General features: G+C 61.3%; 14 protein-coding genes. All 14 read right to left on the reverse strand.

The window, feature by feature from the left end:
• Positions 1 to 321: 321 nt before the first annotated feature.
• The 14 genes from ACUDTM_RS05060 to ACUDTM_RS05125 all read right to left on the reverse strand — a co-directional run bounded on the left by ACUDTM_RS05060 (position 322) and on the right by ACUDTM_RS05125 (position 14365).
• A complete protein-coding gene (locus ACUDTM_RS05060; protein WP_334272296.1) occupies positions 322 to 996 on the reverse strand; it encodes a DUF4189 domain-containing protein in 675 nt (224 codons plus the stop codon).
• Positions 899 to 2056, reverse strand: a complete 1158-nt coding sequence (locus ACUDTM_RS05065; protein WP_353080309.1) for a type IV secretion system protein — start codon at positions 2054 to 2056, stop codon at positions 899 to 901. The genes ACUDTM_RS05060 and ACUDTM_RS05065 overlap by 98 nt, the downstream gene beginning before the upstream one ends.
• A 79-nt stretch (positions 2057 to 2135) precedes the next feature.
• Positions 2136 to 2933 (reverse strand): hypothetical protein, encoded by a 798-nt coding sequence (locus tag ACUDTM_RS05070; RefSeq protein ID WP_231112037.1) that lies wholly within the window; start codon positions 2931 to 2933, stop codon positions 2136 to 2138.
• A gap of 45 nt (positions 2934 to 2978) precedes the next feature.
• Entirely contained in the window at positions 2979 to 5420 is a 2442-nt protein-coding gene (locus tag ACUDTM_RS05075) for a VirB4 family type IV secretion/conjugal transfer ATPase (RefSeq protein WP_334271447.1), read from the reverse strand.
• An 81-nt stretch (positions 5421 to 5501) separates the two neighbouring features.
• Positions 5502 to 5810: a type IV secretion system protein VirB3 gene (locus ACUDTM_RS05080; protein WP_334271446.1), complete on the reverse strand. Its 309-nt coding sequence runs from the start codon at positions 5808 to 5810 to the stop codon at positions 5502 to 5504.
• On the reverse strand, positions 5803 to 6213 hold the full coding sequence (locus ACUDTM_RS05085) for a TrbC/VirB2 family protein (protein WP_069139858.1): 411 nt from the start codon (positions 6211 to 6213) through the stop codon (positions 5803 to 5805). Before ACUDTM_RS05085 ends, ACUDTM_RS05080 begins: the two co-directional genes overlap by 8 nt.
• A gap of 73 nt (positions 6214 to 6286) precedes the next feature.
• Positions 6287 to 7270, reverse strand: coding sequence for a lytic transglycosylase domain-containing protein (locus ACUDTM_RS05090; protein WP_111201523.1), 984 nt, complete (start codon positions 7268 to 7270; stop codon positions 6287 to 6289).
• Positions 7271 to 7273: 3 nt separating this feature from the next.
• On the reverse strand, positions 7274 to 8317 hold the full coding sequence (gene virB11, locus ACUDTM_RS05095) for a P-type DNA transfer ATPase VirB11 (RefSeq protein ID WP_021202793.1): 1044 nt from the start codon (positions 8315 to 8317) through the stop codon (positions 7274 to 7276).
• A gap of 14 nt (positions 8318 to 8331) precedes the next feature.
• Positions 8332 to 9603 (reverse strand): TrbI/VirB10 family protein, encoded by a 1272-nt coding sequence (locus ACUDTM_RS05100; RefSeq protein ID WP_053500185.1) that lies wholly within the window; start codon positions 9601 to 9603, stop codon positions 8332 to 8334.
• Complete coding sequence (locus ACUDTM_RS05105; protein ID WP_014037652.1) at positions 9600 to 10379, reverse strand: TrbG/VirB9 family P-type conjugative transfer protein; 780 nt, start codon at positions 10377 to 10379, stop codon at positions 9600 to 9602. The genes ACUDTM_RS05100 and ACUDTM_RS05105 overlap by 4 nt, the downstream gene beginning before the upstream one ends.
• The gene (locus ACUDTM_RS05110; RefSeq protein ID WP_019660295.1) at positions 10376 to 11431 is read right to left on the reverse strand and encodes a virB8 family protein; all 1056 of its coding nucleotides are present in this window, start codon (positions 11429 to 11431) and stop codon (positions 10376 to 10378) included. The genes ACUDTM_RS05105 and ACUDTM_RS05110 overlap by 4 nt, the downstream gene beginning before the upstream one ends.
• Before the next feature lie 89 nt (positions 11432 to 11520).
• A complete protein-coding gene (locus tag ACUDTM_RS05115) occupies positions 11521 to 11967 on the reverse strand; it encodes a hypothetical protein (RefSeq protein ID WP_032954281.1) in 447 nt (148 codons plus the stop codon).
• A gap of 425 nt (positions 11968 to 12392) precedes the next feature.
• Positions 12393 to 14072 carry a type IV secretory system conjugative DNA transfer family protein gene (locus tag ACUDTM_RS05120; protein ID WP_061480696.1) on the reverse strand — a complete coding sequence of 560 codons (1680 nt, stop codon included), beginning with the start codon at positions 14070 to 14072 and terminating at the stop codon, positions 12393 to 12395.
• Positions 14073 to 14107: 35 nt separating this feature from the next.
• Positions 14108 to 14365 carry a hypothetical protein gene (locus tag ACUDTM_RS05125; RefSeq protein ID WP_005417248.1) on the reverse strand — a complete coding sequence of 86 codons (258 nt, stop codon included), beginning with the start codon at positions 14363 to 14365 and terminating at the stop codon, positions 14108 to 14110.
• Positions 14366 to 14486 lie beyond the last annotated feature (121 nt).

Here is a 14486-nt window from a genome sequence, read left to right on the forward strand (position 1 = left end):
GGCCATCATTGATGAGCCGATATCCCTTGAGCACTTCCCACGAAGTGAGCCCAAGCTTAACAATCCAATGCGCGCTCAGCGTATACGCGCATCATCAGAAACACACCCACAGGATTGCACGCGGGATAGCGGTACGGCCTGACGAACTTGGAGGCGATTCGCGACATCATATTGAGGAGCCCAACTGAATTAAGCCTTCTCAACTAAACGGACGCCACTTAAATCTAGCGCCAACGCGCACCACCCGTCAGCTCCAGACCCCACCTGCCAAGCAGGCATACTTGCAAGCCAGTCTCAAAATTCGCTCACGCTGAAGTTCCACTAGTACTCCTGAAAAATCGGATCAGAGCATGCGGAATAAAATACTTTACACCCTGCGCTTCCCCGCTTTGTGCATTCATCCATTGCAAGTTTCGTCGCGAGAGCCTCCGTCTCGGCTCGCCACGTCACCGCTCCTCCTCTTTCGAGACTCGAAGGGGTAACCATTGCAGCGCATTGGTTTTTGTAGGACATCGTCACTCGGCAATCACTAGCGCCTCCGCGGGCACACTGCGAAATAGCTTCTTTTTCTGCAGCGCCTTTCGAACTCTGACCCGTTGATGCACCGGCATCACCGCTCGGAGCAGTGGCAATAGCTCCCCAAGTTTTCAACCAGCGGCCTGTTGGCCTAGGCGCCGCCGTTGCATTCGCCCCACTGTCCCCGCCCGGAATCGGTGCACACCCCCCCACGCCCTGCCCACCAATGGGATATTGTCCGGGTGGGCAACGACCTTCTGCGCTAGCGGACGGAGCATCCACCAAGAAGAGGATCAACAGCAAAGACAGCATCGAGGCGTACGCTGCTACCAGTTGCTTCGCCCTGAATTTATTCGCTGCACGCATCACAATCACCTTGACTCTATCTCGGTTTATTGCCAATCCCCATCCTGCCTGGATCATGCTCGGGCGTGGAGTTAGAAGGACCGGTGAACATCTTTGTTGGAGCACCAACTTCATTAGCGCCTTCACTTCCCTTGCTCGTCGAAGGCTTATCCGGCGTGTAGTAGCTACCCGGCGGCTGCCCATTCGGGCCCGGCGCCTGCGCCACCGGGCTGCCACCTATCTGCGAATATGCCATGAAGCTGCCCAAGGTGCCCTGGAAGAACATGGCCGCCATTGGGGGCGCAGTCAGAATCAAGGTCGTCAGGATCAATCCCATGCCGCCCTGCTGCATCGCCTGACTGGTCATACCGTCACTGGATGCGCCCATGAGCGGGAACTTGTTCACAAGCGCCGTCATCCAGAACGAGGCCGACACGCGGATCACCATGTCCAGCGCGATCGAGACCATCGCCGCCAGTACCGCCATGGAGAACATGGTTCCAATACCGTAGAACAGCCATCGCTGGAACAGCTGCTTGGTCTGGTCGAACAGAAGGCAAAGAATGAACAGTGGTCCCAAGCCGATGAACAGGGCCATGGCGACCTCATACAGCAGCAGCATTGAACCTGCCGTCACCGCAGGGCCACCCGTGCCCAGGCCGATGAACCACATCGCGCGGGTCTTGTCAGCCTGCAGCTCGGGATCATTGAGAATCTTGATCCCATCGATGCTGGACAGCGCCACCTGCATCCAGGCAAGGCTCTTGTCGATCTGCGCCTCGGGCTTCTCGTCCTTGCCGGTCACAACGTGCGTGATCAGCCCCTTCACGTCTTCCGTCAGGAATTCATGGAGGTCGCGACCGAACATGCCCATGCTCGTCGCCACCGCCACGATCAGGGCGGCGCGCGCCATGTTGGTCACAAGGATCATCATCGAGTCCCGGCTGCGGCCGGTGACGATCCGATAGCCCTGTACCAGCACCCACAGGGTCATCAGGGTCAGCGCGATGCCGCCGACCCACGTCATCATGTTCTCCATCAAATGGAAGCCGAACTTGCCAATCCTGTCGCGCAGGTAGTCAAGAATCAGCTTGAAGAACACGAAGTCGCCGATCGATTGGATACGCACAGCGTGCTCCATCAGATCCTGGAACCCGCCCGAAAAATCAAAGTTGGCAATCGACCTGATCGTCATTCCTGCAATCCCTTGGTAATACTGCTTTTGCACCGGTGGCGACGCCCATGCACTTGCTCCACCCGCCCCACCGCCTGCCTTAATCGATGGACAGTGCCGTCTTCAGCGCGACGGTCTTCACCAGATCGCTCGCAAGGGTCTTGGTGGGATCACCCTTGAGCGCCGCCTGTGCCACGATCTTCTGGTTGGCTTCCATGACTTCGATGTAGGCATCGTAGGAACGCATCCGTCCTTCCCAGCTTTGTGCTGCCACTTCCAGATTGTTGGCCATGCGCGTCGCTTCGCTGTCCGAACCCTGGACGTTGCCTTGATCATTGCTGAGGATGCGCAGATCGAAAATTTCCTTCAGGCCCGACTCCATCTGGGGAATGGACTGCACGAGGAACATCACCGAATCGTTGTACTTGCGATTCTGCATCATGCGGATGTTCACGCAGATCTGGGTCTGCTGCTCCTTGATGTCCCCGGTCGGATTGAACACAAGGCTCTTGAAGAGATCACCGGGCGAGAAACTGCTCTTGCTGCCACAGGTCTCCGCCACCAGATAGTCCGCAGGCACGGGTACCAACGGCTGCCCTTCCGGCAGGCCGATCTTGCGCATCTGCGCCTGCACCTTCACCAGCGCCTGAGCGTATTGGTCAAGCGTTCTCTTCCAGCGCTCTGCCTGCTCGGCATACTCGGCGGCGTCGGCCGTGTAGCTCGTAATCGAATTCCTATACTCATAGATGGCCTGCAGCAGGTTCGAGTAATCGAACACCGGCCAGCCTGCGTTCGCCGTCGTGGTTGCCAACGACATCACGGCGCCCACTGCCAGCGCGCTCAGTCTCGTGCTGCGCGGCATACGGGCCTTCTTACTGTTCTTGTGCGGACTGTTCATCATCGTCTCCATAGTCGGTCGTTCAAGAGCGTCGGGACACCCGACTCACGCCACAGCTTCCGTACTTGCCGTCTTGCCCGAACCCTTTCGATTCTTGTAGAAATCTTCCAGCCACTGCTCCGGCGTCAGCTCATCCACGGTGATCCGGTTGCGGACTGCAGCGGTCTGCAACACCCGATGCATGATGTCGATGTTGTCAGTGGACGCCGAGATCACCGACAGAATGTCATCCATGCCGCGCAGGTTGAGCTGGCACACGCTGGACGCGTGACCCTGCTTGACCAGGAAGCAGCGCGAGCGCTCGTCCAGGGCGGTAACCACCCTGAACTCGGCCTCGGTCAGCTTCAGGCCGTCCATGTAATCGCTCTTGCTGGCATTCGGGTTCGGCAGCAGGATCAGCGTGGCGGTCTGTTCGATCAGCGCGGCGGAGATATCGCTCTTCAGCGCGTCCTCCGGGCTCTGCGTCGCGAAGATGCCCAGACCGTTCTGCTTACGGATGGTCTTCTGCTTGTTCTTCGCGAATTCCTTCAGGCCACCCTCGCCGTCCAGGATCTTCCAGAATTCGTCCATCACGTAGATCAGCGGACGACCATCGATCAGCGACTCCAGGCGGTGCAGCAGGTAATTGATGACCGGCACGCGCACTTCGGGATTGTCGATGATGTCGGTGTAGTCGAAGCCGATGATATTGGCCTTGCTCAGGTCGACGGTATCCACCGGATTGTCGAACACCCAACCCAGCGAATTGCCCGAGGTCCAGCGGCGCATGCGCGCGTAGAGCCCATCGTCGCCCATGTTGGGCAGGCTCTTCTGGAAGTTGGTCATGCTGCGCAGGTGCATCGGCGTATCGAGCATGCTTTCCACTGCGCGGTAGATGTCCTCTTCCTCACGAGCACTGTACTCACGCTTGCCGGCCAGCACCTTGATCAGGTCGGCCAGGAACTGCACGTTGGCTTCGTTGTTCTCGCACTGGAACGGGTTGAAGCCGGTCGGCGCGCCGTTCTCCAGGGCCAGATAGTTACCACCGCAGGCACGGACGAAGATCTCCGCACCACGGTCCTTGTCGAAGAAGAAGATGGTCGGCGACGGCTCGTACTTCTGCACCTGGCTGAGCAGGAAGTTGATCAGCGCGGTCTTACCGGTACCGGACTTGCCGATCACCATGGTGTTGGCGATCGCCTTCTCCCCCAGCGAGTTTTCCGACGGATGGGTCGCGTGGAAATTGAAGTAGTACGGCTGGCCGTTGGTGGTCTGCAGCGTGGTGACGCAGTCGCCCCATGGGTTGTTGTGCTGCTTGCCAGTGGCGAAGTTGTGCAGCGGCGACAGGCCCAGGAAGTTCAGCGAGCTGACATTGGCCAAGCGTGTGCGATAGCGCCAGTTGCCCGGCAGCTGCGAATAGAAGGACGAGGTAACCGCCAGGTCTTCCTTGGTCGACACGAAGCCGGCGTTGGATAGCTCGGCGCGGGTCGAAGCGACGTTCTGCGACAGCTTGGCCTGGGTGTCGCCGTAGACCGCCATGATGAAGTGGTATTCACCCAGCACGAAGTTGCCCGACGACAGCTGATCCATCGCCTGGTCCAGCTCGACGATCTGGCTCACCGCCTTGTCGCCTGAGGAGATCATCATGCCCTTGGTGCGGTCGAGCACCTTCAGCGCATCCTGGCGCCCCATCGGGCTGAACGAATGGGTGATGACGTATTCGTAGTCCAGGTACTTCAGGCCGTTGAGGATGCCCGGGTACGTTCCCTCGGCATACTCCTTGATGTTCAGGATGGCGCCGAAGTGGTTGGCACCATTGGGGGTATTGATGACGAAGTCACCGGTCTTGGCCGAGAACATGTGCCGGCTGACCGGCAGGTAGTCCTTGATTGGCGCCGACAGCACCGGCACCGGCTCGTCGATGCGATTGATCAGGTAACCGAACAGCTCCAGCGTTTCCGAGAACACCACGCCATTCTTGGCCTCGTACATGCCGAGGCGATACGGCGCGTAATCGCGGATGACGGCCTCGACGTTGCCAGCCAGCTCCATCAGCTTCTCGATCGCCTGCTCCTGCTCGGCGCGCAGCTTGTCCACGTTCGCCGACTTCTCGACGAAGCGCTTACCCGCCACCACCGGGCGGTAGATCATGGTCAGGTACAGTTCGTTCTGCATGATGCGCTGCGAGGACAGCATGCCCATGTACTGGTCGGACACGTCCTGGTTGAAGCGCTGCTTGTAGTTGCTCTTGCCCTTCAGCGTGCGGCGACGACGGATGTCATGCACCCAGAACGCCACGTTCACGAAGTCGGGAGCACGCAGCGTCTGCAGCAGGCGGTTGAACGTGTTGTGGCGATGCTCCAGCTCCCACTCCTCACGGCCGACGAACGGCAGCCCTTCCAGATGCCAGGTCAGCAGGTAGTCGCCGCCCGTGGTCTTGACCACGTTCGGGGCGACGTGCGACGACAATGGAATGAACTCGCTGATGGAGGTGTCTGGGCTGAACATACGACTGCTTCCAAAGAGGTACTGCCAAGAAGTTTCAACAGACCCGACGGGCGCTTGCGCCCGCCGGGCCGGATCCGGACCTCAATCCATTCGGGCCGGCTTGTCGCGATAATGGTTGGGGTTGAACACCCACATGCCATCGTGTTCCTGCACGTTGCGGACTTTCAGCTTGAACATCAGGCGCAGGCCCAACAGGCGGAAGATCATTTCGTCACGCTTGGCCATCTGCCGCATGATGAAGACCGCCACCGGGATGGTGAGCAGGAACCAGAAGTTCGTGTACATGCTGAGTAGCAGCAACCCACCTGCCACGATGAAGAATGGCAGGTAGGGCACGCCCAGGAACATGGCCGGGCGCGTGCAGCCGCGGAACACGACGTTCTTATGCACTGTAGTACTGGATCGCGTTGTTGATCAGGTAGTAGGTGGTGCCGGTGCCGCCGCCGCACTTGCCATCACTGCCTTCGCCCAGCAGCATGCGCGCGATCTGGCCGGCGGCACCGATCAGCACGCCACCGATCAGGATCGGCGCGACGTCAGCGATGCGCTTGTGTGCGAAGGCGATCTGGTAGCCGGCGAAGATCACCGCAATGGTCACCACGGCGATCGAAGCCATGTTCAGCAGGCCGTTGATGTTGGAGAAGAAGCCGCAGACCTTCTTGTCGGTACCGCCGAAGTCGGGACTGGTGGCGAACACCTGCGGGGCGAACAGTGCGCCAACGAAGATCGTGGCCATCAGCAGGGTCTTCAGCGTGCGCTGGGCCTGGACGAGGTCGAGATTGGATCGCTTCATGGATTGATTTCCTTGTTGATGGACTAACACAACTGAATCGGCCAGCCGGGGGACTGGCCGCACCACGACTTCGTCAGAACACGAAGGCCGCATCCCCTGCGGGAATCTGCTGCACCGGTGCGGCCTGCACCGACGCGTTATACGAATTGTCGGCACCTGCCACAGGCTGGTTACGCTCGCTCCAGGGCCGCAGCATCACGGGCCCCTCATTGCTGGCACCGGCGGCGCCCGGCAACTGCTGCGGCATGGCCATGGCCTGCGCAGCACGCTGCTGAGGCAACTGCTGCGGCATACCACCGGACTGTTGCTGCGGATAGGCGGCCCCTTGGCCGGGTTGCGCCTGAGGCTGCATCATCCTGTCCACCGAACCCAGCACCACCTTGGACAGCGCCTGGTCGGCGAGATTCAGCAAACTACCCCGCGCCATCGCACCGGTGGAGGGATACACGACATACGCGCGTGCCGGATCTTCCGACGGCACGTACACCGGGCCATTGGATTGAGCAACGATGCGCGCCTGCGCCGGAGAGGCCAGCTGCGGATGATGCTCGACCTTCACGCTGCGGCGTTCACCGCGGCTCACCACGTCGATCGGCGCAACACCATTGCTGGCAACCTGCTGGCCGCGGCGGATCGAGTCGTAGATCTTCTGCACGTAGCCATGACGGAAGCCGGTCTCGAAGTTGCCCGAGTAGTAACAGCTGAACGACTTGCCCCAGTCACCGCCGGAACGCTTGTAGCATTCAGCAAGGATGCGCGAACCGGCCTGCAGGTTCGGGCACTGCTGGAAGGCCTTCTCGTAGGAATCCAGCCCGTATTTGCCCAGGTTGTAGCGATTGACCTGGGCCAGCCCGATCGAGAAGTTGTAGCCCTTCTCTTCCAGCATGCGCACCGTCGCCAGCGCTTCATCCAACGCCTTGGGCTGGCGCACCAGTGCACCGCCGACCACGCCGATGGCGTAGGGATTGCGCGACGATTCGACGTTGATGACGTGCTGCATCACATCCATCGACACGGCCATCTCCGGGCACGCCATCATTTCCAGTCCTGGCAGCATCCCTCAGCCCTCCTGCCCCTGGGCACGCCCAGGATTGAAGTCGATGCCGGTGATGTAGCGCGAGCCGGCATGCGCCTTGATATGCACAACGATGTCGATGGTCATCATCAACAGCCGCTTGATCACGTTGAACTCCAGGCCCGAACCTTCGGCTGAAGCCTTCACCATAAGCGCCAGCTGGTCCCAGGTCTGCTCCGGGCTGCCCGCATGGCAGCTTGTGATCGAACCCGGATGGCCGGACGCGCAGTTGCGGATGAAGTAGAACGCCTCGTCACCGCGCAGCTCGGCCAGGATGATGCGTTCGGGCTTCATGCGCAGACAGGCTTCCATGCAGCTCTTGGCTGTCACATTGCTGGTGCTCTGCCCGCCCTTGGAGTACAGCAGGTGCACGACATTGGGCTGGGTCAGGAACAGCTCGCGTGCGTCCTCGATGGTGACCAGGCGCTCGTTGTCCGGGATATGGTTGACCAACGCCTTCATGAAGGTGGTCTTGCCGCTGCCGGTCGCGCCGGATACCACGATGTTCTTGCGGTACATCACCGCACGCCGGAAGAATTCGGCGTACTCTCGCGAATGACGCAGCTCCAGCAGCTCGCGATCCTGCTCGCTGATGCTGCCATCAGATTCCAGGATCTGATTGAAGAAGCCGTCTTCGTGATACTGCGTGAGCGACTTGGTGTGCTTGGACGGCAGACGGATGGTGATCGACACCTTGCCAGCGTCACACGCGGGCGGAATGACGAACTGTGCACGCTGGCCGGTGGGGAACGTGAGCGACACGACCGGATCGGCATCGGTGATGCGCTGGCCGGTGTTGCTCTCGTTCACCACCGCCGTGCAGAACTGCCGGGCCCGCTCGAAGGTCAGGCTCGGCACGTCCACCCGCTGCCACCCCGCCCGGGTTTCCAGGTACAGCTCACCGGGACGGTTGATGCAGATTTCCGTCACTTCCGGAGAGGTCATGTACTCGGCGATGCCCAGCACTTCGTACTGATAGCGCAGGAAATCGCTGGAGACGAGGGCGAGGGGTGACACTTCGGCGTCCATGTTCGTTCGTTGGGTTACCGGCGGGGGTGCAGCACGTTGGTGAAGTCGACGTCCTTGGCGACGTAGACGTTCACGATCGTGCCCTGGTTGATGGTGACGGTCGGCGGACGACGGTTGCTGCTGAGAGCCTCATTGGCCAGGCGCTCCATCGTGCGTGCGGTAGCACTCTCATAGGGCGACTGCACCGTCATGCCATTGTTGGCGATGGTCGTCGTCTCCGGACCGTGCTCGGCGGCCGCATACTTGAAGGCATCGGAAATCAGGCTGATCATCAGCGCCGATGCGATACGGCTACCCCAGTGCGCGCTGTACTGGCCCGGATGACCGGCGCCACCCAGCTGATCCACGCCCGGGCTGGACATCGCAACGTCGATGCCATTCGGTGTGGTGATGCGATCCCAGATCACTTCCACGCGCTTGCCCATCGGACCGCCGCCGTAGGCGCCATAGATCTTGGAGCCCTTCGGCAGCAGCAGGTTGCGACCGTTGATCGAGTACACCGGTTCGGTCAGCAGGCACGAGGTATAGCCGGCGAGGTCGGTGATGATGCGGGTTTCCAGCACGCAACGCAGGTAGGTGCCACGCACCAGCAGCGCATCGGGGCTTTGGATGTAGGTGGCGCTGGAGACATCCTCGACGTCCGGGCCGCGGCGAACCTTTGCGGGAGCGGTGTTGCCGTTCTGCGCCTGCAGCGTGGCGAGCATGGCCTGTTCGTAGGATGAAGGAGGACCCCCAGCCTGACCCTGCCCTTCACCCATGCCACCCACGCCACCGCCAGACCCGGCAATGCGGCGATCAAGCAGCGAGGGGCCACGCTCGATCTCGCGCTCCTGACGCGTGCCCATCATCGCTGGCGAAATGGCATTGCTCTCCTGCGGCGGCAGCGGTGGCAGCATCGGAATCGGGTCAGCGGGCTGCATCGCCTGCGACGGAACCGGATCCGTCTGCACGGCGTCCGGCAGCGTCGGCGTAGACACGCGCGCAACTTCCGGCACCTTCTGCACGGCATTCTTGTCATCCTGCCCCTTCCGGAACAGCAGGAAGCCCATGGCCACAAGCAGCAGCACGATACCGCCGAGGAACAGCAGCGCCTTGCGGTTCAACCGCTGCTCTTCGGCCGAGCGCAGCTGCGGCGCGGCCGCATCCAGATCCGGCGCGGGCTCGGCCTGGGTCGTGCCGAAGTAGGGATTCGACGGCGCGTCCGCGGCACCCTGTGCGCCGTACGGGCTCTGGCTCTCGTCGCGTCCGTTGTTCGGGTCGTTTCCGGGAGTGTTCTGCTGGCTCATTTCTTCACGTTCCTTCGCAGGCCGACGACGAAGTCGCCGTGGCGGATGACCAGGTACGGGTGCGTCCCGTGCACGATCAGCGTATTGCCTTCAACCGTGGTGTTGACCACGAAGTCTTCACCGTATTCCGTTTCACGACCGAACACCGCCGGGAAGATGCCGGTCTTGTACTCCGGCGAATTCGGCAGTTTCAGGTAGGTGAAACGACCATCGTCGTAGGCGTTGACCGGGATCAGCCACCCCATCTTCTTCGCCTTGCTGGTCGAATAGGAGTAGTTGAAGTTGTACTGCCGGTCCTTGGCCAGTTCCGAGCTCAACAACGGCTTGGCCTCTTCTTCGACCGCTTCCTGGGCGACACCGAACACGGTGTCGTTGGGATAGACGAAGGCGATCTTGTACTGCACGCCTGCACGGCGTGCCTGCTCCAGCTGGCGCCAGTCGGTGGCTACTACCTTCAGTTCGAAGATGTAGGAATGGGTCTCGGTGCGCACCATCATGTTGGTGTCGACGTCGACGTTCTTCGGCTTGAGGTAGAACACGTTCTCGCGACGGGTCAGTTCCCAGCCGCTGCTGAAGCCGGTGCTGTAGTCGAGGATCTTCTCGTTCGGGCTCAACTCGATCTGGGTGGTGAGCCCCAGACCGGTGCGAACCGGATAGATGCGGTCCTTCTCGTACTCGTAGTGGTCAACCGCCTGCGCCATCGCCGCTGCTGAGAACAGCAACGACAACATCGACAGCAGCGCCAGCGCGCTTCCCCTGATATTTCGACTACTCATCGGTTGCTTGCTCCATCAGCAGTTCCGGTGGAATTGTTCTGCGCCGGCCTCATGGCCGGCTGTCCGGGCATGGCCTGCCCCGGCATTGCTTGCCCCTGCACCGGCTGACCCGGCATCGGTTGGCCCTGTACAGGCTGTCCCGGCATTGCCTGACCCGGTACCTGGCCGTTGGCTGGCACCGCGACCGGCTGGCCGGTGGCCGGGTCGATCATGGTGGCCGCGGCCGGATTGTTGGGATCGTAGACACCCTGCGCCTGCTGCGCGGCCTGCGCGGCCTGCTGCGCCTGTGCCTGCATGGCGCCGTCATCCGGTACCGGCACACCACGCGAGTAGTCGTTGTCGACGCGGTACTCGGTGACCTGGAACGCCAGCGGGTTGAGGATGCGATCCTGCTCGGACAACGCCAGGTTCTGGTTGTACTCGAAGCGCATCGTCACCAGCTGGTTGTCCAGGTAGGTAGAGACGCCGGTGCGCTTGTCCAGCAGGCTGCGCTGGATGCGCACCGAAGCGCCGCGGAAGCTGCCGTTCGGCTCGGCCCCCAGTGGCGTGATGCTGAGGATCTTGACCCGGATCGCGCGTTCGCGGCCATACATCACGAACGGGTTCTGCGGATTGTTGCCGGCATAGCGGACACGCATGGACTGCGCCACCGGATCGGTGGACATCACGAACACCAGTTCCCAGTCACGCAGGCCCATCACCGCCGAGTCATACGATTCGCGCGCGAGCACGTACTGGGCGACGTTGCTGCGATTGATCGCTTCGTTGGTGGTGATCGTCTCGCCCTGGAAGGTGCCACTCAGGCGCGCGACGGTCGCGGTACCCGTGTAGGCATCGGCCATCACCAGGAACGGCACCTTCTCCTTCAGCGGCAGCATGTAGTAGTAGCCGCCCGCCAGGGCGAGCGACATCAGCAACGAGCCTGTGGCGACCCACCATGCGCGCCGCTCGCTGCGGCGTGCCATGTCGGCCACGGTGATCTCGTAGCTGACCGCCTTGGCGACCGACTGCTCGACCTTGGGACTATTGCCGGGATCCTTCTTGCGGAACATGGATTCTTCCGTACTGCTGAAACATCAATGGGCGTGGCACCCCTGCGACAGGCGCGGGGAGCGGCACGTTCGATGATTTCGAGGTGGACTCAGGTGCCGCTGTTGGAATCAGCGCCCTGCGCCGACGCGGTCGGCGTCGAGCCAGCGCTCTGCACAACGATCTGGTTGCCAACAATGGAGACGGAGATGCCCTGCGCCGCATAGGCTGCGGTCAGATCGATCACGGCCTGCTGTGCGTTGGTGGTGTCGATGTTCGAGACCGCGCCATACAGGGTGAAATCCGAGCTGAGGCGGTAGTCCAGCGTGCGCCCGGAATCCTTGGCCCAACGCTCGAGCATGGCTTTGAGCGTGCCATCCATCGGCGAGGCCTGGTAGACGTAGCTGGAGTACAGCGGAATTTCGGTCGTCGTCGCAGCAAAGCGGTTGACCGGCTTCCAGCGGCCTCCGAAATCCGGAGCGGACTTGGTGGCGCAACCGGCCACCATCAGCGCCGCCACTGCGGCGATGGACATTTTCGCGATAAACGCCTGATTCATACGGGCTTCACTTTGACGTACGAAAAAGCAGTCCCGAGCATTGGTCCTCCTGGTCGTCCGGCGCTGCATCGCGCACGCCGGAATCGGAGGGACACGCTGTGTGCAGCGCACCCACTCCGGCTCCCCTGCAGCCCAAAGGCTGCCAACCAGGTCGCGGGGCCATCGGCGCAGCCGACAACACATCCGCATACCTCACCAACGTCGAAACCATCCTTGTTTCCATGGCACAAACTCCTGGCCACCCTGCTGCTACATCTTTGACATCCAGCACACACTTCTGGACGACAGACACAGGGTCGCACAACCACGCGTCAATTCCATGTCAGACAAGTCTGAAAATCCATGAACAAATGCCAAATTCTTGACCGAAATCACGAATTCACATTCTTAACTTCGAATCAAATTCACAAATTAAGCGTCGTGAATTAGACGTTCAGCATCGGAACATCCACCTTCGGCAGCAGCCTCGAGGTGAAGTAGCGGTCCTTGTAGTAGCGGATCTTGTCGCACTTCACCGGATGCGGTATGCCCTCATACAGGAACACCTCCATGTCCGGCCCCATCGCCTTCAGCTCCTGCGGCAGCATCAGCGCGCGCCGTTCCTCGGTGAAGTTGTGGGTCTTCTCGCGGGCATGGGTGACGTTCTTCTTGCGCACCGTGGTGTAGCCCAGCATGTCCGAATAGTCATTGGCATCCTGCTGCTCACGCGGCGCGTACAGGATCTGCAGGGCATGGTTGGTGATGATGGTGCGTGACACTTCCCGGCCGTAGGTGGCGTCGAGCTGGGACATGCTCTGGATGATCGGCAGCAGGCGGATGTTGTAGCCGGCCATGTAGGACACCGCCGAGGCGATGATCTCGACTTTGCCGATCGAGGTGAATTCGTCCATCAGCAGCAGGCACTGGTACTTCAGGTCCGGGTTGGACTTGGGCAGTTCCTTGGTGTTGAGGTTGATCAGCTGGCTGAAGAACAGGTTGATGATCAGCCGGCTCTCGGCCAGCTTGTTCGGCTGGATGCCGATATAGATGGTCATCTTCTTCTTGCGGACATCGGTCAGCAGGAAGTCGTTGCAGCTGGTGGCCTTGTCCAGCACCGGATTGATCCAGGGATTGAGCGGTTCCTTGAAGGTGCCCAGGATCGAGGCGAAAGTCTCGTCAGCCTGGGACAGCATGTTGGCGAATGCCGAACGTGCGTTGGCGCTGAGGAACGGCCGCTCCGACAGGGTCTTGAGGTACTTCTTCAGGTCGGTGCCGTCGCCGGAGGACAGACGGTACACCGCACCGAGCGTGGGCGTGCCGGCGCCGCCCGGGAAACCGCTGCTGCGCTCGTCGTCCCAGTTCTCGAACAGGTACAGGGTGAAGGCCATGAACGCGTTGCGCGCCTGGCTGACCCAGAATTTCTGGTCCTCGGCCCCGTCCGGATACAGCATCGCGGCGATGCTCATCAGGTCCGACACGCGGAAGGCCGGATCGTCGGAGACGTAGCTGAGCGGGTTCCAGCGGTGCGTGCGCCGGTCCTCGGCGAAGGGATTGAACAGATAGATTTCCTGGCCCTGGCTGGCGCGCCAGCCACTGGTCAGGTCGAAGTTCTCCTGCTTGATGTCCAGCACCACCAGTGATTCGCCGTACTCCAGCAGGTTCGGGATGACCACGCCCACACCCTTGCCCGAGCGGGTCGGCGCGGCCAGGATCACGAACTGCTGGCCATCCAGGCGCACCAGCTTGCCGCCATGGCTGCCGACCACGATGCTCTGGCCGGTCTTCTTGAACATGCCGTGCTTGGCCAGGTCGGCGCCGGTGGCGAAGCGCGCATCGCCGTGCAGCGAGCGCTTGTCCTTCTTCAGCAGCAGCACCAGGCCGGCCACCAGCAGCACCAGCAGGGGCAGGCCGAAGCCCACGTAGCCAGCCCATTTGATCTTGCCCACGAAGGGCGCGACCTGCGGTTGGCCGATGGCGTGGACGTACTGGTAGTAGGTGTTCCAGGTGAACAGCTGGGTGTCCAGCCCCAGGAACAGCAGGGTCAGATAGCCGGAAAACACGAAACCGAGCAGCAGGGTCGCCAGCGTGATGATGGCGATGAGCAGATACTTCTTACTGGGCAACACCCGAATCCTCCATGATGCGCACGCGGCGCGACGGCCTAGCGGTGGCGCCAGCGCGACGCCTTCTTCCGCAGGTGGTTCTCGTTTTCCAGCCCGGGCTCCTCGCCCTCTTCACGCACCAGTTGCAGCAAGCGTTGGCGCGCTTCGGCCAGTGATATCAGGTCGGTCAGACGATCCCCATCGTCGGCGACGACCGCATGGCCGACCACATCGCCGGGAGCGTACACCGGCTCGTAGGACACCGCTACCAGCTGATAGCGCCCACGGGTTTCCAGCACATGCCTGAATTCCTGCATCTCACTCCTCCTTGTCGGGGCAACACTGCGTCCCCTGCCTCGCCATCATGCCCGTGGCAGCGTCATGGGCGCATCCACAACCGCTGCGGCTCTTGCGCGAAACTGTGCGCGGATATCCAAG

The sequence above is a fragment of the Stenotrophomonas maltophilia group sp. vghtpe118 genome (genome assembly GCF_052605195.1).